This window comes from Dactylosporangium darangshiense (assembly GCF_039537565.1).
GTDB classification, from domain to species: domain Bacteria; phylum Actinomycetota; class Actinomycetes; order Mycobacteriales; family Micromonosporaceae; genus Dactylosporangium; species Dactylosporangium darangshiense.
In genome coordinates this window covers 364,527-387,286 of sequence record NZ_BAABAT010000003.1, presented here as the reverse complement: position 1 = coordinate 387,286, position 22,760 = coordinate 364,527, and the positions used below count along the sequence as shown (strand labels likewise).

Below are 22,760 nucleotides of genomic sequence, written 5' to 3'. Positions count from 1 at the left end.
GTGCGTCAGTGCCTCGGCATCGCCGGTGACCAACGCACCGGCAGCGCTCCGGTCGCCGCGAGGGCCGCGTTGATCCGGCTGAACGGCCGGCTGCCGATGAACCCGGCCGGGTTCATCGGGCTGGGGTGGCCGGCCCGCAGTACCACATGCCGGTCATGCGTCACGAGCGGCGCCTTCGCCTTCGCCGCCGCGCCCCACAGCACGAACACGACCCGCTCCGCCTTGTCGTTCAGCGCCCGGATCGTGGCGTCGGTGATGTTCTCCCAGCCGCGCCCCTTGTGCGAGTTCGGGGTGCCGGCGCGGACGGTCAGCACCGCGTTGAGCAGCATCACCCCCTGCCGGCACCAGGCGGTCAGGTCGCCGGACGGCGGCGGTTCGACCCCGAGGTCGTCGCGCATCTCCTGGTACACGTTGCGCAGGGACGGCGGCACCGCGACGCCCGGCGGCACGCTGAAGCTCAGCCCGTGGGCCTGTCCCGGCCTGACGTACGGGTCCTGGCCGAGGATGAGGACCCGCGTGTCCGCGAGCGGGCACAACCGGTACGCGGCAAAGATGTCCTGTTTCCGCGGATACACCGCAGTGGACCGGTACTCCTCGACGACGAACGAGGACAGCGCCGCCACGACGTCGGCGTCGACGTACGGCGCGACCGCTTGGCGCCAGTCGTCGGGCAGCAAGTCCAGCAGGTACACGGGCTTTGCCGGCACGGTCATGGCCGCAATGTATCCGTCGGATCGATCCAGTCGCCAGGGCGTCACGCGGGACCGGCGGCTACGGCTGGTGACAGCCGGCCGTACGAGGTGAGCGTGCGCAACGCCTGGAGGGTGACAATGCCCCGCCACTCCAGACGCGACGCCTCGCTCGGGGGCGTCCACGTGATGGGCCAGCCGCCGTCCGGCTGCTGCGCTGCGGCGAGGTGGTCGAGGTGCGCCTCGATCTGGCCGTCATCGAACCGGCGCCGCCACGGCGAGTCTGCGGTCGGCGCCACGGTCAGCGGCGACAGCCCGTACTCCCCGTCCTTCGGCTCCGCCTGGTACATCGGCGAGGCGGCCATCCGCTCCAATACGGCCGGTGCGTACCGCTCGGCCCGCTCCCGGTCCGGTACGTGTGCCAGAAACGCCAGCACCTCCGCCAGCGCGTGCACTTCGTCGGGCAGCGCATCGGTCTGGACGGCGTGCCAGCAGAAGCGGCTTGCCGCCTCCCGCCACGGATGGTCGAAGTCAAGCCGGTACAGCAGACCGGCCAGGCCGGCCGTGGGGTTTACGCCCGGCTCATAGGTCCAGTCCGACCAGTGTTCCGCGCGCGGGAAGGACTCGATGACCGGGAAGGCGAGCGGAACCGCGCCACCGGCGTCAACCTCGGCCGCGGTACGGCTGAGGAAGTCGCACGCCCGGCCGAGCATCTTCGCGTCGGCGGTACCGGCCGCGGCCATCGCCTGGAACGCGATCTCCACGTCGATCGGCAGGCTGGCCGGGCAGCGCTTGTCCGGCTCCAGCCCGTGGCCGAAGCCGCCGTCGGCGTTCTGGTAGCCGCGCAGGACATCGACCACAGCGTCCGGGGACGCACCCCGGAACAGGGTGGCGAACAGGCGGCGCTCCAGCAGACGCGCCTCGGCCAGCAGGAATCGGTCTGCCGAGGAAAATGCATCGGTCATGAACCGGATGCTAGGCGCCGGGTCGAGACGAGTCTTGAACAAAACGGACGGCCGGACGATCGGGCAGCCCGGTGTGTCCTAGTCCCGGTGATCCTTCAATCCGGCGGCTGAGTCGTGTCGCCGGGGTGGATGATGCCGTGCTCGTATCCGTAGATGACGGCCTGGAGCCGGTCGCGCAAGCCGAGTTTGCGCAGGATCGCGGCGACGTGCGTCTTGACCGTCGTCTCGGCGAGGTACAGCCTCGCTCCGATCGCCGCGTTGGAGCGTCCTCGGACCAGCTCCACCAGCACCTCGCGTTCCCGGGCTGTCAGTGTGGCCGTTGCGTCGGATGGTGCGACGGGTCGCTTCACGTAGGTTTCGATGAGGCGTCGGGTGAGGACGGGATCGAGTAGCGCGTCTCCCGAGGTGGCGGTGCGGATCGCGTGCAGCAGGTGGGCGCGGGGCGACGACTTGAGCAGGAAGCCGCTGGCGCCGGCGGCCATCGCGGCGTACAGGTACTCGTCGAGGTCGAAGGTGGTCAGCATGACCACGCGGGTGTCCAGCCGTGGGTTGGCGAGGATCTGCCGTGCCGCCGCGATGCCGTCGCCGCCGGGCATCTGGATGTCGAGCAGCGCCACGTCCGGGCGGAGGTGCATCGCCTCGCGCGTGGCCGCCGCGCCGTCGCCGACGTCTGCGACGACCTCGATGTCCGGTTGCGCTTCGAGGATCATCCGCAGCCCGGCGCGGACGAGTTCCTGGTCGTCGGCGATGAGTACGCGGATCACGGCTGCACCGGCAGCTGCGCGAGCACCCGGAATCCGGCCGGTGTGAGGTGCTGGGTGGACAAGGTCCCGCCGAGCGCCTGTACCCGTTCGGCCATGCCGGCGAGGCCCCGGCCGCTGCCGCCGGCCGGCTGTGGCGCACCGGGACCGTCGTCGACCACCTCCAGGGTCACGCCGGCGCCGTCGTGTCTGACGGTGACGACGACCTTCGACGCGGCCGCGTGTTTCAAGGCGTTGGTGAGTGCCTCCTGCACGATTCGGTACACGGCCGGCCGTAGCGGGATCGGGATCGGGTCCCCGGACTCGATCAGGTCGACGTCCAGGCCGGTGAGGCGGACGGGTTCGAGCAGTGCGCTCAGGTCGGCCGGTACGGAGTCCTCATTCGAGCGGAGCACGCCGAGCAGGTTCCGCAGGTCGCCGATGGCACGCCGGCCGGTTTCGCCGATCGCATCGAGGACCTGCGCGCTCAGGCCCGGTTGGGTATCGCGCCGGCGACCGATGCGCGCCGGCCGGCATTGCTGCTTGCCGGTCCGATTGCCGCGGTATCGATCGTCCTCGTGTTGGTGGCCGCCGCCGCAACCGGCGGTGATGCGGTGAAGATGGTGACGAACGGCCTGGGTATCGCATCCAACGTCGCCGCACTGGCTGCGCTGATCGCGATGGCCGTGGGGCTGGCCGCACTTCCGGCGCAGGTGCAGGCGCTGCGGCACGGCTTCGGCCGGCTTGCCTGGATCGTCGGGGAGCTGGGCACGATCCTGGTCGCGGGAGGCTATTGGTCAAGCGTGTTCGTGCAGCCCGGTCTCGCGCACGTCGACCCGCGTGCGGTCAGCGACGGCATCGCCAGTGTCACGGCCGGTTTCGTCGTGTCGTACATGGTGATGGGCCTGGGCTGGGCGCTGATCGCGATATCGCTGTTGCGGGCCAAGCTGATCGGCGTCAGCGGTTGGTTCCTCATCCTGGCATCGGTCATCGCGATCTCGCCCGCGCCGATGCGCTACCTGCCGCTCGCGATCGCCGTCACCGTTGCCTGCGGCTTCCGGCTGGGCCGCCGCCGCTCCGCCTGATCGGCCTCGTGGCCCTCCGGCGACAAGCCGGAGGGCCACGCCAACGCACACCGTTGACGGGCCGCTTCACCTGTCGCGTCGGGACAGCCTGCTTGCCCGGCGATAAACGCGCCGCGACGGGAGGGTGGCGGGCTACGCCGTCTTGGCAAGCGACGGCCGTGTGGCCGGGGCCGGCAGCACCGTGGTGGGGCGGGGCGCCGATTTGACCGGTACCGTGAGCAGCAGCACCAGTCCGGTGATGACGTGCATGTTCGCGCCCGGCAGGTAGAGCGGGTTGGCGGGGTCCTTGAACAGCCAGAGGACCCTGGTGGCCATCAACCCGTAGATGCCGGCGCCGAGCAGCAGGTACCAGTGCCGGTGGCGCCGATCGGCCTGCCGGTCGACGAGGACGAGCAGCGCCGGAATCTGCCAGACCAGGTGGTGTACCCAGCTGATCGGGCTGATCAGGCACATCGCCACACCGGTCAGCGCCAGGCCGGCCCAGGCGTCGTCGGCGGCGGCGGCCCGCCGCACCCGGTAGGCCCAGACCGCCAGGATGACCACGACGAGCGCGGGCCACACCGCCGCGGGCGCGTGCATCCTGGTCAATGCGCCGTCGAGGGACTGGTTTGGCACGGAGAAGATCTCGCCGACCCGGCCGGTCCGCCAGACCAGCGACGTCCAGTACGCGCGGGATGCCCCCGGGGCGATCAGCCATCCGAGGCCGACGGTCGCCAACGCCGTACCGGCGGCAATGAACCCTGCCCGATAACGCCTGGCGAGCAGCAGGTATGCGATGAACACCGCCGGGGTGAGCTTGATGCCGGCGGCGACACCGATGAGGATACCGGCGGCGGGATGCCGTCCGACCAGGTACAGCAGGTCGACCGCGACGAGCGTGAGCAGCACCAGGTTGATCTGGCCGAGACTGAGGGTGTCCCGCCAGGGTTCGGCCGCGGCGAGCAGAATCACGCCGGCGAGCGTCGGTGCCCACCGGTGAAACCGTCGCCAGAGCAGCAGCAACGTCCCCGACACCGACGTGAGCGCGAGGGCAACGGCGGCGACCGGCCACGCCACGATCGTCATGGGCAGCATGGCGATCGCGGCGAACGGTGGATAGGTGAAGCCGAATACCCGCACGGTCTCCGGTTGGCGGTAGGCGTACAGGTCACCGCCGTGCGCCCAGGAACGGACCGCGCCGTGGTAGATCCGCAGGTCGAACTGGTGCTGCCAGCGCGCCGAGGCGGCGACGAACAGGGCGACGCAGACCGCGAGGACGGCCAGGCCGACCCATTGCCGCCCGGACACGCTCGACGCTGACGCGGATTCGTCCGCCCGTATGTCCAACGTTCGGCTCCCCCGTCGGTATCGATGAGGCACGAACCGCGGTCGACACCGCACGTGTACACACGTGGTGTCGTCCAGGAATGCGGTTCGACCGCAGCGAATGCCGGGCGGTGGCCTCGCGGCGCGATGTCGCGGTCCAGTGTTCCAAGCGGCGGGGCATCCCCGTGGCGTCTTGGCGAGACCGGGCCGGACGGACCGGGCTGATCGCCCGGCGGATTCACCCGGCGGCGGAGTACCGACTGGGCTGCCCTGTGTGGCCGGGGTGTCGAGCCAGTGCACCAGCAGGGCGGTCTCCAGGCCGCCGAGGACGCTCAGCGCGACGCCGACGTTGGCCGACGTGATCTGTGCCGGAGTACTTCGACGCCGACGTTACTAGCGCGCCTGGCGAGGGCTGACCGAGGTGGAAGCGGACCCGCTGCGGCGAGTGTTAGCGGGGAAGCTCGCGTGAGCGGAGTGTCTGTCAGGTGATGGAGCCTGGAGGGGTGAGCCACGCGGCCGGCTGGCCGGTCACCTTGACGATCTCGTCGAAGTCGTGGTCGTAGTGCACGAGGGTCAGTCCGCTCAGTTCGGCCGTGGCGGCGAGGAGCAGGTCGACCGCGCCGGCCGAGCGGTGAGTACCGCGAGCCGTCATGGCGGCCTGGACCTCGGTCGCGCGGCCGAAAACCCGGTCCGGCATGGCGACCCAGGCGAACGTGGCGTTGAACAGCTCCAGCCACTCTTCGCGATCGGCCTTCGACCGGGCGCTGTGCAGTAGTTCCAGCTCAGTGATCGGGCAGATACCGATGACGCCGGCGGTGATCTGCGGCTGCCACCGGGCGCGGACCTCGCCGTCGCGCAGTAGGCGGACCACCGCGCTGGTGTCGACCAGGAACCGCGCCGGGATCATGCGCGGTACGTCGACTTGTCCAGCAGTTCGTCGAAGGCGCCGGCCTCGCCGAGTTCCGCGAGGCGCGTGAGCGCCTTGGCTCGGCGCAATTGCTGTGCGGTCGATCGCAACGCGGTGTTGACCGTGTCCTTCTTGGTCTTGGTGCCGAGGAGTTCGGACGCCTCAGCGAGCGCTTCGTCGTCGATGTCGATAAGGACCTTGGCCACGGCGCACCACTCTCGTATATATAGCTTCAGTAGCGAGTATATACGACGATTGGGTTACCAGCCCCGGGCGCGCCAGTCCGGGATCGACGGGCGCTCGGTGCCGAGCGTCGAGTCCTTGCCGTGCCCGGGGTAGATCACCGTCGAGTCCGGCAGCGGGCCGAAGACCTTCGCCTCCAGGTCGTCCATCAAGGAGTTGAAGTCGGTCGGGTTTGTTGTCCGCCCAGGACCCCCGGGGAAGAGGGAGTCGCCGGTGAAGAGGTGGCCGCCCTCCGCCGCGTAGTACAGGGCGATCGAGCCCGGTGTGTGGCCCACCAGGTGGATCACCTCGAGGGTGCAGTCGCCGACGGTCACGGTGTCGCCCTCGGTCAGGGTGGAGGTGACCACCGGGATCTCCGGGGCGTCGGCCGGGTGGGCCAGGGACTCGGCGCCGGTGGCGGAGAGCACCTCCTGCAGGGCCATCCAGTGGTCGGGGTGGCGGTGGGTCGTGACCACGGCGGCGATGCCCTGCGGCTCCACGAGCCGCAGCAGCTTCGGGGCCTCGTTGGCCGCGTCGATCAGGATGCCGTCGCCGGTGGTGCGGCAGCGCAGCAGGTACGCGTTGTTGTCCATCGGGCCGACGGAGAGCTTCGTGATCTCGAGTCCGGTCGTCATTTCCACGCCTCCAGGCTGGGCAGGTCGCCGGTCAGGCCGGTGCCGTCGGCGCGGCCGGAGAGCCACGCGGCCAGCAGGTGCGGCGGGCCGGTGACGGTCGGTGCCGACGGGACCGTCAGCAGCACGGTGCCGTCGGGGTCGATGAGGGTGGCCACGCGCGGGGTCGACGGGTCGTGCAGGAGGCGCAGCGCGAACGACGGCGGCCAGTCGGCGGGGGAGTAGCCGGCGTCGAGGTCCACGTGGTGCAGCTCGACCTCGCAGATGCGCGCCCAGACCAGGCGGGCGGCCGGGATCTCGGCGCCCGAGAGGAACGCGACGGTCGAGGACCAGGCCTCGGGCGGGGTGGCGTCGATCTTGGCGGACAGGCGGGACGCGGCGGTGGTGAGGTCGGCGAGCTGATCGGCGGCGGGGCGCGGGGCGCCGGCCTCGATGTCGGCCTCGCGGGCCTCGGCGCTGGCGTACGACGGGGTGGGCACGCCGGTGCGGGCCCAGTCGAGGAGGTTGAGGTAGGCGTCGGCGTTGCGTGCCAGGTGGGTGACCACGTGGCCGCGGGTCCAGCCGGGGCACAGGGACGGGGTCGAGTACCCGGCGTCGTCGAGGGTCTGCACGGTGGCGAGGAGCCGGGCGGTGGCGCGCTCGAGCTCGGGCTGCAGGAGCAGCGGATCGGCGGTCACCCGCAAACTCTAGCGCTGGCGGACCCCGACGGCGGGCGGCAGGTCGCCGACGGCCCAGTGCAGCTCGTCCTCCCAGTCGGCGACGCTGAGGTCCACGTTCTCGAAGGTCAGGCGGGCGCCGATGGGCTTCCCGAGGTACCCCGCGAAAAGATCATGGACCACGACGAGGCGCTGGCCGACCGCGAAGGCCGCGGGGTCGCGGCCCGCGGCGGTCCTGACCTGGAGGCGGCCGTAGACGCCCATGTCCGCGTCGGTCCCGCGATCCTCGACGATGACGTCCAGGATCTCGTCCTCGGCGCCGACATGGAAGCCGTAGGACGTCCCGCCGAAGGTCAGCCAGAACCGCATGAGCGAGTCCTCCTGGCCGGGTGAGACGTGCCACTGGACGTCGGCCCGTTCGAGACGGAGTCCGACGGCGCCGGCCAGCACATGCGAGGGGAGCACGCCCCCGACGATAGCCCCGATATTCGGTTTCGCGGCACGGACGCGCTGCCTACCGTTGATTTCCGAACGTCCGTTCGGACGGGTGTGCCCTGTGGAAGGACAAGATGAACATCGAACTGTCGGCCCTCGGGTGGGACGACGCCTTTGCCGCGGTCTTCGAGCGCGGGTTCGCCGCGCCGGGGCAGCGTCCCGCACGGGTCTGCCGTGTGGACAGAGGCGTGTGTACCGCGCTGACGGCCGGCGGACCCGTCCGCGCAAGCTTCGCCGGTAACCTGCTCGCCCGCGCCGCCGACGACCCGAGCGCCCTGCCGTGCGCCGGGGACTGGCTGGTGGTGCGCACGTGGCCCGACGCGCGCGTCACGGCCGAGGCGGTGCTGCCGCGGCGCACCGCGATCGTGCGCGCGGTGGCCGGCGAGGAGTCGTTCGGCCAGGTCCTGGCCGCGAACATCGACGCCGTCGCGGTCGTCGAGCCCGTCGACCCCTCGCCCGACCTCGGGCGCATCGAGCGCCTGCTGGCGCTCGCATGGGAGTCCGGCGCGCGACCGCATCTCGTGCTGACCAAGTCCGACCTGGCCGCGGACCCCGAGGCGCTCGCCGCGCAGATGCCGGGGCGCTCGTCGGGGGTGACCGTGCACGCCGTGAGCGCGCGGACCGGGATGGGGCTCGAGGCGCTGCGGCCGCTGGTGGCGCACGGGCTCACGCTCGGGCTGCTCGGGCAGTCCGGCGCCGGCAAGTCCAGCCTGGTCAACGCGCTCGCCGGGGCCACCGTCATGCAGACGCGGGCGCTGCGCGCGGACGGGCGCGGGCGGCACACTACGACATATCGGGCGTTGATCCCCCTACCGGGCGGCGGGGCGGTGCTCGACACGCCCGGCGTGCGGCTCGTCGGCATGTTCGACACCGTGTCCGGCCTCGACCGGGCCTTCGCGGATGTGACGCTGCTCGCCCAGGACTGCCGCTTCCAGGACTGCCGCCACGGGCAGGAGCCGGGCTGCGCCGTGCGGGCGGCCGTCGAGGAGGGCGAGCTGAGCCCGCGGCGCTACGCAAGCTGGCAGAAACTGCAGAAAGAGCAGATGCTTGCATCGGTACGGCGGGTGAGGCGCGAAAGCCGCGAACGCCGACGGCCGGCACGGCCCTAGCTGCGGGGCTTCCCCCGTTCGAGGCACCCTCGGGCGGGCGGGCGCCGAAAAATGTCATACCCCCTGGCTAGAGTTGGCGGCTGGCACCGCACCGGTGTTTGAAACGGACAAATGGCTGCCAAGGGGAAGCATGTCGGACCGCTTGATCATCCGTGGCGCACGCGAGCACAACCTCCGCGACGTCAGCCTCGACCTGCCGCGCGAGGCGATGATCGTGTTCACCGGGCTGTCCGGCTCGGGCAAGTCGAGCCTGGCGTTCGACACGATCTTCGCGGAGGGGCAGCGGCGCTACGTCGAGTCCCTTTCGTCGTATGCGCGGCAGTTCCTCGGCCAGATGGACAAGCCCGACGTCGACTTCATCGAGGGCCTGTCCCCGGCGGTCTCCATCGACCAGAAGTCGACCTCGCGCAACCCGCGCTCGACGGTCGGCACGATCACCGAGGTCTACGACTACCTGCGGCTGCTCTACGCCCGCATCGGCGAGCCGCACTGCCCGGTCTGCGGCGAGCCGATCACCCGGCAGACGCCGCAGCAGATCGTCGACCGCGTGCTCGCCATGGACGAGGGCACCCGCTTCCAGGTGCTGGCGCCGGTGGTGCGCGGGCGCAAGGGTGAGTATGTCGACCTGTTCAGCGAGCTGCAGTCCAAGGGCTACGCGCGGGCCCGCATCGACGGGGTCGTGCACCCGCTGACCGAGCCGCCGAAGCTCAAGAAGCAGGAGAAGCACACCATCGAGGTGGTCGTCGACCGGCTCGCGGTGAAGTCCTCGGCCAAGCAGCGGCTCACCGACTCGGTCGAGACCGCGCTCAAGCTCGCCGCCGGCATCGTGATCCTCGAGTTCGTCGACCTGCCCGAGGACGACGAGCACCGCGAGCGGCTCTTCTCCGAGCACCTGGCCTGCCCCAACGAGCACCCGCTGTCGATCGAGGACCTCGAGCCCCGCTCCTTCTCGTTCAACGCTCCATACGGCGCCTGCCCGGACTGCACCGGCATCGGCACCAAGAAGGAGGTCGACCCGGAGCTCATCGTCCCCGACCCGGAGCGCAGCCTGCGCGAGGGGGCGGTCGCGCCCTGGGCGAGCGGGCACACCCTGGAGTACTTCCTGCGGTTGCTCGAGGCGCTCGGCGACGAGGAGGGCTTCAACCTCGATACCCCGTGGCGGGCGCTGTCCAGCCGCGGGCAGAAGGCGATCCTCTACGGCTCCGAGGACCAGGTCCACGTCCGGTATCGCAACAAGTACGGGCGCGAACGCTCCTACTACACCGGCTTCGAGGGCGTGGTGCAGTGGATCGAGCGCCGGCACTCCGACACCGAGAGCGACTGGTCGCGGGACAAGTACGAGGGGTACATGCGCGATGTGCCCTGCGGCACCTGCGGCGGCACCCGGCTCAAGCCGGAGATCCTCGCGGTGACGATCGCCGGGCGCAGCATCGCCGACGTGTGCAACCTGTCCGTGGGGGAGTGCGCCGAGCTGCTCGGGCAGATGGAGCTCACCGACCGGCAGAAGCTCATCGCCGAGCGGGTGCTCAAGGAGATCAACGCCCGGCTGCGCTTCCTCGTCGACGTCGGCCTTGACTACCTGTCGCTGGACCGGGCCGCGGGCACGCTGTCCGGCGGCGAGGCGCAGCGCATCCGGCTGGCCACCCAGATCGGCTCGGGCCTGGTCGGCGTGCTCTACGTCCTCGACGAGCCGAGCATCGGCCTGCACCAGCGCGACAACCACCGGCTCATCGAGACCCTGGTGCGGCTCAAGAAGCTGGGCAACACGCTCATCGTCGTCGAGCACGACGAGGACACCATCCGCACCGCCGACTGGATCGTCGACATCGGTCCCGGCGCCGGCGAGCACGGCGGGCGGGTCGTGCACAGCGGGCCCTACGAGCAGCTGGTCAAGACCGAGGAGTCGATCACCGGGGCCTACCTGTCGGGCCGGCGCAGCATCCCGACGCCGGAGATCCGCCGCCCGCGCACCCCGGGCCGCGAGCTGGTCGTCGTCGGCGCGCGCGAGCACAACCTGCACAACCTGACGGTGTCGTTCCCGCTCGGGCAGCTCGTCGCCGTCACCGGCGTCTCCGGCTCGGGCAAGTCCACGCTGGTCAACGACATCCTGCACGCCGTGCTGGCCAACACGGTCAACGGCGCGCGGCTCGTGCCGGGCCGGCACACCCGCATCTCCGGGCTCGACCTCGTCGACAAGGTCGTCGGGGTCGACCAGTCGCCGATCGGCCGGACGCCGCGGTCCAACCCGGCGACGTACACCGGAGTCTTCGACAACATCCGCAAGCTCTTCGCCGAGACGACCGAGGCGAAGGTGCGCGGCTACGGGCCGGGGCGCTTCTCGTTCAACGTCAAGGGCGGCCGCTGCGAGGCCTGCGCCGGCGACGGCACGATCAAGATCGAGATGAACTTCCTCCCCGACGTGTACGTCCCGTGCGAGGTCTGCAAGGGCGCGCGGTACAACCGCGAGACCCTCGAGGTGCACTACAAGGGCCGCACCATCGCCGAGGTGCTGGACATGCCGATCGACGAGGCGGAGGGCTTCTTCGAGGCGATCCCGGCGATCCACCGCCACCTCAAGACCCTGGTCGACGTCGGCCTCGGCTACGTGCGGCTGGGGCAGCCCGCCCCGACGCTGTCCGGCGGCGAGGCGCAGCGCGTGAAGCTCGCCTCGGAGCTGCAGAAGCGCTCGACGGGCCGGACCGTGTACGTGCTGGACGAGCCCACGACCGGCCTGCACTTCGAGGACATCCGCAAGCTGCTGCTGGTGCTGCAGGGCCTCGTGGACAAGGGAAACACGGTCATCGTCATCGAGCACAACCTCGACGTCATCAAGACCGCCGACTGGCTCATCGACATGGGCCCGGAGGGCGGCCACAAGGGCGGCACGGTGGTCGCGGCCGGCACGCCGGAGGAGGTCGCCGAGCTGCCGGAGAGCTACACCGGGCAGTTCCTGCGCCACGTGCTCGGGCTGGACGGGGAGCCGAGCGGCGACCCGGCGGCGCGCGACCGGGCGGCGGAGGCCAACGGCACCAAGCCCGCGCCGGCGCCGCGGAAGAGGGCCGCCCCTGCCAAGGCGGCTCCGGTGAAGGCGGCCCCCGCGAAGGCCGCGCCGGCCAAGGCGACCGCCCGGAAGGCACCGGCCAAGAAGGCGGCCGCGAAGAAGGCCTGAGGTTTTCGACCCGGGGCGGATCCGCATGCCCGCCCCCGGACTCTTCTCCTGCGATCCGCGGTTCGCGGGCGGCGCTGCTACGGTGGCCGCTGGCGAGGCTGACCTCAGGAGGAGAGACGTGCCAGTCGAGGACCGCTTCAACCCCTGCGCCACCGCTGCGCGGCGCACCCTGCTGCTGGGCGCGGGCGCCATGGGCATCGCCGTGATCGCCGGGTGCGGCGACGACGGCAAGCCGGGCGCCGGGGCGGCTCCGGGCGGGTCCAGCGCCCCGGCGGCGCCCGCGACCACCGGCGGCAACCCGTTCGACGACTCGACCGGCTCGGGCGGTGGCGGCGGGCCGCAGGTGCCGTCCAACGCGCTCATCGCCACGGGCGAGGTGCCGGTCGGCGGCGGCGTCATCGTCAAGGACACGGTGCTGGTGATCCAGCCGGCGAAGGGGCAGTTCAAGGCGTACGACGCCGCGTGCCCGCACGAGGGCGCGATCGTCGACCCGCCGTTCGACGGCAACCAGGTCATCCAGTGCCCGCGGCACAACTCGAAGTTCAAGGTCTCCGACGGCAGCTGGGTCTCGGGCCCCGCGCCGCGCGGGCTGAAGGGCATCCGGGTCGAGGTGCGCAGCGGGTACGTGGTGCGCGCCTAGCCGTCCGGTTTCGTCGCTCTGGGTAATCGTGTGGTTGCCAGCTTGGTGCCGAGTTCACAGACTTTGTTGAGCATTGAACCGTATCCTCCTTGATCGGTGTATCTCTGGCCGCAGCCTGCGGGCCTACGACCATTGGAGGATATTGATGAGTGACACGACCCGCCGCGCGGTGCTCGCCGGGGCGGTCGGCGTGACGGCCGCGTCCGTCCTTGCCGCCTGCGGAGACGACAGCGGATCGAACAGCACCGCCAACAACTCCAGCCCGGGCGGCCCGGTCGCCAAGAAGTCCGACATCCCCGTCGGCGGCGGCAAGGTGGTCGCCGACGCCGGCGGCACGGTCATTACCCAGCCCGAGGCCGGCACGTTCAAGGCCTTCACGGCGATCTGCACGCACCAGCAGTGCATCGTGTCGTCCGTGTCGAACAACACGATCGACTGCAAGTGCCACGGCAGCACGTTCTCGGCGGTCGACGGCTCGGCGACGAACCCGCCGGCCACGCGGAAGCTCGAGGAGAAGAAGCTGCGCATGGACGGCGACGACATCTACGTCACGACGTGACCTAGCCGTTGGTCGCTCTGCGGCTTGTTGTTTTGCGGCTTGTTTGTTCTGCGGCGTTGCGCCCGGCGGACCTTGCTCCGCCGGGCGTGGCGCTTCTTGAGCCCGCGGCACTCGGCCGTCCTCTGCACGGCCGGGTGGCGCCGTGGCGTCCGGCCCTTCCCGGTTTTGTCGTACCCGGCGGATAGTCTCGGAACCGTGCCAGACCCGTCCACGTATCGACCCGCACCGGGGACCATTCCCGACACGCCCGGCGTCTACCGCTTCTACGACCCCAGCGGCCGGGTCATCTACGTGGGCAAGGCCAAGAGCCTCCGGCAGCGCCTGAGCAGCTACTTCGCCGACCTGTGGACGCTGCACTCGCGCACCCAGCAGATGGTCACCACGGCGTCGAGGGTCGACTGGGTGACCGTCGGCACCGAGGTCGAGGCGCTGCAACTCGAGTACAACTGGATCAAGGCCTACGACCCGCGGTTCAACGTCCGCTATCGCGACGACAAGAGCTATCCGTATCTGGCCGTCACGCTCGACGAGGCCTATCCGCGGCTGCAGGTGATGCGCGGGGCCAAGCGCAAGGGCGTGCGCTACTTCGGGCCGTATGCGCACGCATGGGCCATCCGCGAGGTGCTCGACCTGCTGCTGCGGGTGTTCCCGGCGCGCACGTGCTCGTCGGGCGTGTTCAAGCGGGCGGGGCAGATCGGCCGGCCGTGCCTTCTGGGGTACATCGGGAAATGCTCGGCGCCGTGCGTCGACCGCGTCAGCGAGGCCGAGCACCGCGAGATCGTCGAGGCCTTCTGCGACTTCATGGCGGGGCGCACCGACACCATGATCAAGCAGCTCGAGCGGGAGATGTACCAGGCGTCGGACGAGCTGGACTTCGAGCGCGCGGCGCGGCTGCGCGACGACCTGGGCGCCCTGCGCCGGGCGATGGAGAAGCAGGCGGTCGTGCTCGGCGACGGCACCGACGCCGACGTGGTCGCGTTCGCCGACGACCCGCTCGAGGCGGCCGTGCAGGTGTTCCACGTGCGCGGCGGGCGGGTGCGCGGCCAGCGCGGCTGGATCGTGGAGAAGACCGAGGACCTGACCCCCGGCGATCTGGTGCATCACTTCTGCACCCAGATCTACGGCAGCGAGGCCGGCGCCGATGCCGCCGACCTGCCGCGCGAGCTGCTGGTGCCGGAGTTGCCCGCCGACGTCGACGCGCTAGCCGACTGGCTGAGCCGGCTGCGCGGGAGCCGGGTGTCGATCCGGGTGCCGCAGCGCGGCGACAAGAAGACGCTCGCCGAGACCGTCGCCCGCAACGCCGAGCAGGCGCTGCAGCAGCACAAGCTGCGCCGGGCCGGCGACCTGAGCACCCGCAGCAAGGCGCTCGAGGAGATCGCCGAGGCGCTGGCCATGCAGACCGCGCCGCTGCGCATCGAGTGCTACGACGTGTCGCAGATCCAGGGCACGGACGTGGTCGCGAGCATGGTGGTGTTCGAGGACGGGCTGTCGCGCAAGAGCGAGTATCGGCGCTTCGCGATCAACGGCGCCACCGACGACGTGTCCGCGATCTCGGAGGTGCTGCGGCGGCGCTTCGCGCGCTATCTCGACGCAAAGGTCGAGATCGACGAGGCCGCCGAGGCCGACCCGTCCCGCCCCGGCATCGACCCGACGACCGGCCGGCCGCGCAAGTTCGCCTACCCGCCGCAGCTCGTCGTCGTCGACGGCGGCCAGCCGCAGGTCCAGGCCGCCGCCCAGGTGCTGCTCGACCTCGGCATCGACGACATCGCCATCTGCGGCCTCGCCAAGCGGCTCGAGGAGGTCTGGCTGCCCGACGACGAGTTCCCGGTGATCCTGCCGCGCGCCTCCGAGGGCCTCTACCTGCTGCAGCGCGTGCGCGACGAGGCACACCGGTTCGCCATCACGTACCACCGCCAGAAGCGCTCGAAGCGCATGACCGCCTCGACCCTGGACGACGTGCCCGGCCTCGGCGAGATCCGCCGCAAGGCCCTGCTGCGCCACTTCGGTTCACTCAAACGGCTGAAGGCCGCGAGCCTGGAGGAGATCGCGGAGGTCCCCGGCATCGGCCGCCGCACGGCCGAGGCGATCCTCGCCGCCCTGAACGGCGAGGCCCCGCCGCCTCGCGACCGCCCCGCCCCGGACGCCGGCCGCTCCGCATCGCCCGCGGACAGCGCCGTATCGTCCGCGAACGGTGCCTCGTCCGCGAACGGTGCCTCGTCCGCGAACGGTGCCTCGTCCGTGGAGAGTGCGTCGTCCGCGAACGGTGGCTTGGCCGCGAACGGTGGCTTGTCCGTGGAGAGTGCGTCGTCCGCGGACGGTGCCTCGTCCGCGAACGGTGGCTTGGCCGTGGAGAGTGCCTCGGCCGCGGACGATGCCCCGAACGCGGGTGGTTCGTTGGACGTAGGTGGTGCCTCGGACGTGGGTGGTGCGCTGGACGCGGATCGATCTTCAGATTCCGGGGGCAGCACGCCGGACGGTCCTGGCGCTGACCAGCCTGAAGTCTTCGGCGGGCCACCGGTCGAGCGTGACGCCGGCCCGCCGGACGTTCCGGCCGGGTCGTCGAGCGGGCTCGACGACGGGCCGAAGGGTGTCGGGGCAGAGCGCGGCGGCGAGGAAGGGACGGAGGCGACGGAAGCCACGCATACCGCTAACTAGTGCAAACCGACCGACCGTCCGATGCGGCGGGCGGTACGACATAAACTCGTCGACGTGTCGAGAGAAGGCGACGTGCCGAGAGACGCCACCGCACCCGACAGCGGGGCCCAGCCGACGGGCGACGTGACCGCCCCGGCGAGGGCCGCCACCACCGACGGCGAGGCTGTCGCGACCGATAGGACCGCGACCGACAGGACCATGCCTGACAGGAGCACGACCGACAGCGCCGCCACCGACAGCAACGCCGGCATGACGGACAGCGCCGCCAGCGACAGCGCCGCCGACGACAGCGCCGCCAGCGGCAGGATCGCCGACGACGGCGCCGCCAGCGACAGGACCGCCAGCGGCAGGACCGGAGACGACGGCGCCGCCAGCGACAGGACCGCCAGCGGCAGGACCGGAGACGACGGCGCCGCCAGCGGGAGGACCGGGCGCGCCATCGAGCCCGGTGGCTTCCTCGCCTCCGGGGAGGGGGCGCCCGCCGGCATAGGCGGGGAGGGGTTCCTCGGCGAGGACGAGCTCGGGATCGATCACGGCGAAGGGGTGCCGGGGCGCAACACCACCGACCTCGTCATCGTCACCGGGGTGTCCGGGGGCGGGCGCAGCACGGTGGCGCGGGCGCTCGAGAACGTCGGGTACTACGTGGTCGACAACCTGCCGCAGGCGCTGCTGCTCGACATGGCCGAGCTTGCGCATGCCGCCCGCGGGGCCGCGCGCCGCACCGCCATGGTGCTCGACGTGCGCAGCCACGCGTTCTCGACCGACCTGCCGGGTGCGGTCAAGTCGCTGCGCGAGCGCGGGTTCCACCCGCGGATGGTGTTCGTCGACGCCGACGACGAGGTGCTGATCCGCCGCTTCGAGAGCGTCCGGCGCTCGCACCCGCTGCAGGGCGCGGGCCGGCTCTCCGACGGGATCGCCGCCGAGCGCAAGCTGCTGCAGGAGGCGCGCGAGCAGGCCGACGTGCTCATCGACACGAGCCACCTCAACGTCAACCAGCTGCGCGGGCGCATCGAGGAGATGTTCGGCGAGGAGGACACGACCCAGATCCGGGTCACGGTGCTGTCCTTCGGGTTCAAGTACGGCCTGCCGCCCGACGCCGACTTCGTGCTCGACGCGCGGTTCCTGCCGAACCCGTACTGGGTGCCGGAACTGCGCGAGCACACGGGCAAGGAGACGGACGTCAGCCGGTACGTGCTGGGGCAGCGCGGGGCGATCACGTTCGTGGAGACGTACGCGCGGCTGATCAACGCGACCGCGCCCGGCTTCGAGCGCGAGGGCAAGCGGTACCTGACGATCGCCGTCGGCTGCACCGGTGGCAAGCACCGCAGCGTGGCGATCGCCGAGGAGCTCGCCCGGCGGCTGCGCGAGATGCGCCTCGCTGCCTCGCCCCAGCACCGCGACCTGGGACGCGAATGACGGGGCCGGACCAGGTGACGGGCCGGAACGAGGGCCGAGAGACGAACGCCGACGCAAGCACACGGCCGGGCACCCCACCCGCCGGCGATGCCGCACGCCCGCCGGCCGCGATCAACACCCCGCCGGCCGCAGCGAACACCTCGCCGGCCGCAGCGAACACCTCGCCGGCCGCGGCGAACACCTCGCTGGCGGCGAACACCTCGCCGGCCGCCGCGAACGCCTCGCTGGCCGCGAACACCTCGCCGGCGGCGGTCAACGCACCCGCCGGCGAGGCGCCCGCGGCCACCGCGCACCGGGGCTCCGCGATGGCAGCGCCGGCGCTGGGGCGCGTACGCGACAACGACCAGGTCGGCGGTGTTGCGAGTGCGGCGCTTGCGGTTGCCCCTGGCGGGCCGGGTGGGGCCGTTTCGGTGACCGATCGACAAGAGCAGACGGGCGCGGGTGGGTCCCGGCGACCGGGTGTGGTGCGGGCGGTGGCGTTCGGGGGCGGGCACGGGCTGTCGGCCTCGCTCCGGGCGCTGCGGATCGTGCAGCGGGACATGCCGCTCGACATCACCGCCGTGGTCACCGTGGCCGACGACGGGGGGTCGAGCGGGCGGCTGCGTGCGACCCGCGACATCCTGCCGCCCGGGGACCTGCGGCAGGCGCTCGCCGCGCTCGCCGGCGAGACCGGGACCGCCGACCTGTTCCAGCACCGGTTCACCGGTGCGGACGAGATCGCCGGGCATCCCGTGGGCAACCTCGTGCTCTGTGCGCTGATGGAGCTCGCCGGGGACCCGGTCGTCGCGCTGGACCGGGCCGCGGAGATGCTGCGGTGCGGGGGGCGGGTCCTGCCGATGTCGCGCGATTCGCTGCACATCGAGGCGGATCTGTCCGAAGGTGGCGAAGTGGTCACCGTCCGCGGTCAGCATGAGGTGGCCGTGACGACGAAGAACATCGACCGGGTACGCCTGACGCCCGCCGAGCCCGAAGCCTGCGCCGAAGCGGTGCGGGCCGTGCTGGAGGCGGACTGGCTGCTGTTCGGGCCCGGGTCGTGGTTCACCAGTGTGATTCCGCACCTGCTCGTGCCCGGGCTCGCGGCCGCGATCCGGGACAGCCGGGCGCATCGGCTGGTCACGTTGAACCTGGCCGCCGACAGCGAGACCGCCGGGCTGACGCTGCCGGAACACCTTGCGGCCCTGCATCGTTACCTACCAGGGCTCCAGGTCGATGTAGTTCTTGCCGACGGGAAAGCCGTAGGTGACCCCGAACCGGTCCATCGTGCGGCAGAATCGCTGGGTGCGCGGCTGGTGCTCGCCCCCGTGGCCGTCGGCGACGGGGCGCCCAGGCACGACCCTCGGGCGCTGGCGGCCGCACTTGAACCACTCCTGCGCGCCGGAGCTCGCCGCGCACCGGACGCCGCCGCCCCGGCCGCCGGCACGACGAGCACCGATGTGCGGGGCAGCACGGCGGCGAACACCGTGGCGACGGGGGACGCTGCGGCGGGTACCGATGCGGCAGGCAGCGCTGCGGTGAGCGGCGCGGCAGCCGCGGGCACCGCTGCGAACGGCACCGCACCACGCAGCACGGCATCACGCAGCACCGCACAGAGCGGCACGGCACAGAGCGGCACCGCACGAGACAGCACCGCACCAGACGGCACCGCACCGGACGGCACCGCACCGGACAGGACCGCGCAAAGCGGCGCTGGACAGGAAGGCGCGGGACAAGACGGCGCCGCAGAAGACGGCACTGCACCAAACGGCACGGCACCAAGCGCCCGAGCCGTACAGAACGCGAGCAACGCGCAGAACGTGGGCAACGCGCCGAACGGCGGTACCGCGCCGGGCGCCGGCGCGCAGAACGCCGGCAACGGCAACGGCGCACGGACGGGCGCGGGCACGCACGACATGACCTTGAACACGAAAACCGCGAGGTGACGACAGAATGGCGATGACCGCTGCGGTCAAGGACGAGCTGAGCCGGGTGGACGTAGCGAAACCCTGCTGCCGGCGCGCCGAGATGGCCGCGCTGCTGCGCTTCGCCGGCGGGTTGCACATCGTCTCCGGCCGGGTGGTCGTGGAGGCCGAGCTCGACACCAACCCGGCCGCGCGAAGGCTGCGGCGGGAGGTGTCGGAGGTGTACGGGTACTCGAGCGAGATCCACGTCCTGGCCTCCGGCGGGCTGCGCAAGGCCAGCCACTTCATCGTGCGCGTGGTCAAGGACGGCGAGGCCCTCGCGCGCCAGACCGGGCTGCTCGACGTGCGCGGGCGGCCGGTGCGCGGGCTGCCGCCCCACGTGGTGTCGGCCAACATGTGCTGCGCGGTCGCCGCGTGGCGCGGCGCGTTCCTGGCGCACGGGTCGCTGACCGAGCCGGGGCGCAGCTGCGCGCTGGAGATCACGTGCCCGGGGCCCGAGGCGGCGCTCGCGCTGGTCGGGGCGGCCCGGCGGATCGGGATCACCGCCAAGGCCCGCGAGGTGCGCGGCGTCGACCGGGTCGTGGTCAAGGACGGCGACGCGATCGCGGCCCTGCTGACCCGGATCGGGGCGCACCAGAGCGTGCTGACCTGGGAGGAGCGGCGGGTGCGCCGCGAGGTGCGGGCCACCGCGAACCGGCTCGCCAACTTCGACGACGCCAACCTGCGCCGCTCGGCGCGGGCCGCGGTCGCCGCCGCCGCGCGGGTCGCCCGGGCGATGGAGATCCTCGCCGACGCCGCGCCCGAGCACCTCTTCAGCGCCGGCACGCTGCGGCTGGAGCACCGGCAGGCCTCGCTGGAGGAGCTGGGGGCCCTGGCCGACCCGCCGCTGACCAAGGACGCGATCGCGGGTCGGATCCGCCGGCTGCTGGCTCTCGCCGACAAGCGGGCGCGCGACCTGGGTATTCCGGACACGGAGTCGGCCGTCACCCCCGAGATGCTGGTCGGCTGAATTACCCGAAAGGGTGACGCCGTCAAAAGCCGCGACAACGCCCCGAAAGGTGTGCCGGCCGAAGACCGGGGCAAGGCCCAAAGGTGCGCTGCCAAGAGCTGAGGCAGCGCCCGAAAGGTGGTGCCCGCCCAAAGTCGGGCAACACCCGGAAGAGGTGACGGAGCAACGCCGCCGAAAACGGTGTGTCACGCAGCGCGAATCAACGCGAAACGTGTGCTCCGACACCCCGGCCGCATCGTGACCGCTTCGAGACGATAGGGTTTCACTGTTCGGCGATGAGGCCGACTCGGGTCGCTCCTCGCTGTTCGATCGCCGCCGCACACACGCGGCCGGGCCCCTGCTCAACAGGGTTGGGCCCGGACCGGCGGGACCAGGGTGGGCGAGCCAATAACACTCATCTGGCGCCCGGCATCGGCAAGGAAACGGCCGGGGCGCGACCTGACGAGGAGATGTGTCGAAGTGACCATCCGGGTTGGCATCAACGGCTTCGGCCGTATCGGCCGCAACTTCTTCCGTGCGGCCCTGGCCAAGGGCGCCGACATCGAGGTTGTCGGCGTGAACGACCTGACCGACAACGCGACGCTGGCGCACCTGCTCAAGTACGACAGCATCCTCGGCCGGCTGGGCGAGGAGGTGAAGGCGACCTCGGACGAGATCACCGTCGCGGGCAAGACCTTCAAGGCCCTCGCCGAGCGTGACCCGTCGAAGCTGCCGTGGGGCGACCTGGGCGCGGACGTCGTCATCGAGTCGACCGGCATCTTCACCGACGCCGAGAAGGCCAAGGTCCACGTGGCCGGCGGCGCCAAGAAGGTCATCATCTCGGCCCCGGCCAAGAACGAGGACCTGACGATCGTCTTCGGCGTGAACGAGAACCAGTACGACCCGGCGAAGCACACGATCATCTCCAACGCCTCGTGCACCACGAACTGCCTGGCCCCGATGGCGAAGGTCATCAACGACGTGTTCGGCATCGAGCGTGGCCTCATGACCACGATCCACGCCTACACGCAGGACCAGAACCTGCAGGACGGGCCGCACAAGGACCTGCGCCGCGCCCGCGCCGCCGCGCTGAACATCGTGCCGACCTCGACCGGCGCCGCCAAGGCGATCGGCCTGGTCCTGCCGGAGCTCAAGGGCAAGCTGGACGGCTACGCGCTGCGCGTGCCGGTCCCGACCGGCTCGGCGACCGACCTGACCGTGACCGTCTCGCGCGACACCAGCGTCGAGGAGGTCAACGCCGCGCTGAAGGCCGCCTCCGAGGGCGCGCTGGCCGGCATCCTCACCTACACCGAGGACCCGATCGTGTCGAGCGACATCGTCACCGACCCGGCGTCGTGCATCTTCGACTCGGGCCTGACCAAGGTCATCGGCAACCAGGTCAAGGTCGTCGGCTGGTACGACAACGAGTGGGGCTACAGCAACCGTCTCGTCGACGCCGTCACCCTGGTCGGCACCGGCCTGTGAAGACGCTCGACGACCTCCTGAGCGAGGGCGTCGCGGGTCGGCGCGTGCTGCTGCGCGCCGACCTCAACGTCCCGCTCGACGGGGAGAAGATCACCGACGACGGCCGGATCCGGGCTGTGCTGCCGACCCTCAACGCGCTGCTCGAGGGCGGCGCGACGGTCACGGTCGTGTCGCACCTCGGCCGGCCGAAGGGCGCGCCGGACCCGAAGTACACCCTCGCGCCCGTCGCGGCCCGCCTCAGCGAGCTGCTCGGCGGCCCGGTGAACTTCGGCGCGGCCGGCGACGCCAAGGTCACGCTGCTGGAGAACCTGCGGTTCAACCCGGGCGAGACCAGCAAGGACGAGGGCGAGCGCAAGGCGTTCGCCCAGGAGCTGGCCGCGCACGGCGACGTCTACGTCGACGACGCGTTCGGCGCCGTGCACCGCAAGCACGCCAGCGTCTACGACGTGGCCGCGCTCCTGCCGCACTACACCGGCTACCTGGTGGCCCGCGAGCTCGAGGTGCTCTCGAAGCTCACGGGCGAGGCGGAGCGGCCCTACGTGGTCGTGCTCGGCGGCTCGAAGGTCTCCGACAAGCTCGCCGTCATCGAGGCGCTGCTGCCGAAGGTCGACAAGCTGCTCATCGGCGGCGGCATGTGCTTCACCTTCCTCAAGGCCCAGGGCTACGAGGTCGGCAAGAGCCTGCTGCAGGACGAGATGGTCGACACCTGCAAGGACCTGCTCCAGCGCGGCGGCGACAAGATCGTGCTGCCGACCGACGTGCTGTCCGCGGACAAGTTCGCGGCCGACGCGGCGGTGCAGACCGTGGGCGTCGATGCCATCCCGGCCGATGGGCTCGGCCTGGACATCGGCCCGGAGTCCGTCGCGGCGTTCGCCGCCGCGCTCGAGAGCGCGAAGACGGTCTTCTGGAACGGCCCGATGGGCGTGTTCGAGCTGGCCCCGTTCGCCGCCGGCACGCGCGGCGTCGCCGAGGCGATCACCAAGGTCGACGGCTTCACGGTCGTCGGCGGCGGCGACTCGGCCGCGGCTGTGCGCGCGCTGGGCATCCCCGAGGACGGCTTCAGCCACATCTCCACCGGCGGCGGCGCCTCCCTCGAGTTCCTCGAGGGCAAGGCCCTGCCGGGCATCGTCGCGCTGGAGGGCTGA

At 71.4% G+C, this 22,760-nt stretch carries 19 protein-coding genes and 2 pseudogenes; 11 read left to right on the top strand and 10 right to left on the bottom strand.

Annotation, left to right across the window (positions count from 1 at the left end; translation table 11 throughout):
* Positions 1 to 5: 5 nt before the first annotated feature.
* From ABD901_RS08500 to ABD901_RS08485, 4 genes are all read right to left on the bottom strand, one after another.
* On the bottom strand, positions 6 to 713 hold the full coding sequence (locus tag ABD901_RS08500) for a uracil-DNA glycosylase (protein WP_345123037.1): 708 nt from the start codon (positions 711 to 713) through the stop codon (positions 6 to 8).
* Positions 714 to 754: 41 nt separating this feature from the next.
* Positions 755 to 1,654 (bottom strand): hypothetical protein, encoded by a 900-nt coding sequence (locus tag ABD901_RS08495; protein ID WP_345123035.1) that lies wholly within the window; start codon positions 1,652 to 1,654, stop codon positions 755 to 757.
* A gap of 95 nt (positions 1,655 to 1,749) precedes the next feature.
* Complete coding sequence (locus ABD901_RS08490) at positions 1,750 to 2,418, bottom strand: response regulator (protein ID WP_345123034.1); 669 nt, start codon at positions 2,416 to 2,418, stop codon at positions 1,750 to 1,752.
* Positions 2,415 to 2,810 (bottom strand): sensor histidine kinase, encoded by a 396-nt coding sequence (locus tag ABD901_RS08485; RefSeq protein WP_345123032.1) that lies wholly within the window; start codon positions 2,808 to 2,810, stop codon positions 2,415 to 2,417. The genes ABD901_RS08490 and ABD901_RS08485 overlap by 4 nt, the downstream gene beginning before the upstream one ends.
* An 81-nt stretch (positions 2,811 to 2,891) precedes the next feature.
* Between ABD901_RS08485 and ABD901_RS08480 the strand changes: the two genes are divergently transcribed.
* Positions 2,892 to 3,479 carry a hypothetical protein gene (locus ABD901_RS08480; protein WP_345123030.1) on the top strand — a complete coding sequence of 196 codons (588 nt, stop codon included), beginning with the start codon at positions 2,892 to 2,894 and terminating at the stop codon, positions 3,477 to 3,479.
* Positions 3,480 to 3,611: 132 nt separating this feature from the next.
* On the opposite strand, the gene ABD901_RS08475 is transcribed toward ABD901_RS08480, so the two are convergent.
* The 6 genes from ABD901_RS08475 to ABD901_RS08450 all read right to left on the bottom strand — a co-directional run bounded on the left by ABD901_RS08475 (position 3,612) and on the right by ABD901_RS08450 (position 7,666).
* The gene (locus tag ABD901_RS08475; protein ID WP_345123028.1) at positions 3,612 to 4,805 is read right to left on the bottom strand and encodes a glycosyltransferase 87 family protein; all 1,194 of its coding nucleotides are present in this window, start codon (positions 4,803 to 4,805) and stop codon (positions 3,612 to 3,614) included.
* 460 nt (positions 4,806 to 5,265) lie between these two features.
* On the bottom strand, positions 5,266 to 5,691 hold the full coding sequence (locus ABD901_RS08470) for a PIN domain nuclease (protein ID WP_345123026.1): 426 nt from the start codon (positions 5,689 to 5,691) through the stop codon (positions 5,266 to 5,268).
* Positions 5,688 to 5,897, bottom strand: coding sequence for a type II toxin-antitoxin system VapB family antitoxin (locus tag ABD901_RS08465; protein ID WP_345123024.1), 210 nt, complete (start codon positions 5,895 to 5,897; stop codon positions 5,688 to 5,690). The genes ABD901_RS08470 and ABD901_RS08465 overlap by 4 nt, the downstream gene beginning before the upstream one ends.
* Before the next feature lie 54 nt (positions 5,898 to 5,951).
* Positions 5,952 to 6,548 (bottom strand): MBL fold metallo-hydrolase, encoded by a 597-nt coding sequence (locus ABD901_RS08460; RefSeq protein WP_345123022.1) that lies wholly within the window; start codon positions 6,546 to 6,548, stop codon positions 5,952 to 5,954.
* The gene (locus tag ABD901_RS08455; RefSeq protein WP_345123020.1) at positions 6,545 to 7,222 is read right to left on the bottom strand and encodes a maleylpyruvate isomerase family mycothiol-dependent enzyme; all 678 of its coding nucleotides are present in this window, start codon (positions 7,220 to 7,222) and stop codon (positions 6,545 to 6,547) included. Before ABD901_RS08455 ends, ABD901_RS08460 begins: the two co-directional genes overlap by 4 nt.
* 9 nt (positions 7,223 to 7,231) lie before the next feature.
* Positions 7,232 to 7,666, bottom strand: coding sequence for a hypothetical protein (locus ABD901_RS08450; RefSeq protein WP_345123018.1), 435 nt, complete (start codon positions 7,664 to 7,666; stop codon positions 7,232 to 7,234).
* Between the two features lie 104 nt (positions 7,667 to 7,770).
* On the opposite strand from ABD901_RS08450, the gene rsgA reads away from it, so the two are divergent.
* The 10 genes and pseudogenes from rsgA to ABD901_RS08400 all read left to right on the top strand — a co-directional run bounded on the left by rsgA (position 7,771) and on the right by ABD901_RS08400 (position 22,760).
* A complete protein-coding gene (gene rsgA, locus ABD901_RS08445; protein ID WP_345123016.1) occupies positions 7,771 to 8,805 on the top strand; it encodes a ribosome small subunit-dependent GTPase A in 1,035 nt (344 codons plus the stop codon).
* 130 nt (positions 8,806 to 8,935) lie between these two features.
* Positions 8,936 to 11,974 (top strand): excinuclease ABC subunit UvrA, encoded by a 3,039-nt coding sequence (uvrA, locus tag ABD901_RS08440; RefSeq protein ID WP_345123014.1) that lies wholly within the window; start codon positions 8,936 to 8,938, stop codon positions 11,972 to 11,974.
* 118 nt (positions 11,975 to 12,092) lie between these two features.
* Positions 12,093 to 12,614, top strand: a complete 522-nt coding sequence (locus ABD901_RS08435) for a Rieske (2Fe-2S) protein (protein ID WP_345123012.1) — start codon at positions 12,093 to 12,095, stop codon at positions 12,612 to 12,614.
* A 145-nt stretch (positions 12,615 to 12,759) separates the two neighbouring features.
* Positions 12,760 to 13,173 carry a Rieske (2Fe-2S) protein gene (locus tag ABD901_RS08430; protein WP_345123010.1) on the top strand — a complete coding sequence of 138 codons (414 nt, stop codon included), beginning with the start codon at positions 12,760 to 12,762 and terminating at the stop codon, positions 13,171 to 13,173.
* Positions 13,174 to 13,368: 195 nt separating this feature from the next.
* A pseudogene (uvrC, locus tag ABD901_RS08425) lies at positions 13,369 to 15,297 on the top strand (excinuclease ABC subunit UvrC); the annotation flags it as partial.
* A gap of 1,056 nt (positions 15,298 to 16,353) precedes the next feature.
* The gene (gene rapZ, locus ABD901_RS08420; protein WP_345123578.1) at positions 16,354 to 17,244 is read left to right on the top strand and encodes an RNase adapter RapZ; all 891 of its coding nucleotides are present in this window, start codon (positions 16,354 to 16,356) and stop codon (positions 17,242 to 17,244) included.
* Between the two features lie 461 nt (positions 17,245 to 17,705).
* A pseudogene (locus tag ABD901_RS08415) lies at positions 17,706 to 18,620 on the top strand (gluconeogenesis factor YvcK family protein); the annotation flags it as partial.
* A gap of 550 nt (positions 18,621 to 19,170) precedes the next feature.
* Positions 19,171 to 20,151: a DNA-binding protein WhiA gene (gene whiA, locus ABD901_RS08410; RefSeq protein ID WP_345123008.1), complete on the top strand. Its 981-nt coding sequence runs from the start codon at positions 19,171 to 19,173 to the stop codon at positions 20,149 to 20,151.
* 459 nt (positions 20,152 to 20,610) lie between these two features.
* A complete protein-coding gene (gap, locus tag ABD901_RS08405; protein ID WP_345123006.1) occupies positions 20,611 to 21,615 on the top strand; it encodes a type I glyceraldehyde-3-phosphate dehydrogenase in 1,005 nt (334 codons plus the stop codon).
* A complete protein-coding gene (locus tag ABD901_RS08400) occupies positions 21,612 to 22,760 on the top strand; it encodes a phosphoglycerate kinase (RefSeq protein WP_345123004.1) in 1,149 nt (382 codons plus the stop codon). The genes gap and ABD901_RS08400 overlap by 4 nt, the downstream gene beginning before the upstream one ends.

Excerpts from the sequence above, each read along its gene's own strand:
- ABD901_RS08470 (WP_345123026.1), bottom strand. The coding sequence starts at position 5,691 with ATGATCCCGGCGCGGTTCCTGGTCGACACCAGCGCGGTGGTCCGCCTA.
- ABD901_RS08500 (WP_345123037.1), bottom strand. The coding sequence starts at position 713 with ATGACCGTGCCGGCAAAGCCCGTGTACCTGCTGGACTTGCTGCCCGAC.
- whiA (WP_345123008.1), top strand. The coding sequence starts at position 19,171 with ATGGCGATGACCGCTGCGGTCAAGGACGAGCTGAGCCGGGTGGACGTA.
- ABD901_RS08430 (WP_345123010.1), top strand. The coding sequence starts at position 12,760 with ATGAGTGACACGACCCGCCGCGCGGTGCTCGCCGGGGCGGTCGGCGTG.
- ABD901_RS08495 (WP_345123035.1), bottom strand. The coding sequence starts at position 1,654 with ATGACCGATGCATTTTCCTCGGCAGACCGATTCCTGCTGGCCGAGGCG.
- uvrA (WP_345123014.1), top strand. The coding sequence starts at position 8,936 with ATGTCGGACCGCTTGATCATCCGTGGCGCACGCGAGCACAACCTCCGC.
- rsgA (WP_345123016.1), top strand. The coding sequence starts at position 7,771 with ATGAACATCGAACTGTCGGCCCTCGGGTGGGACGACGCCTTTGCCGCG.
- ABD901_RS08460 (WP_345123022.1), bottom strand. The coding sequence starts at position 6,548 with ATGACGACCGGACTCGAGATCACGAAGCTCTCCGTCGGCCCGATGGAC.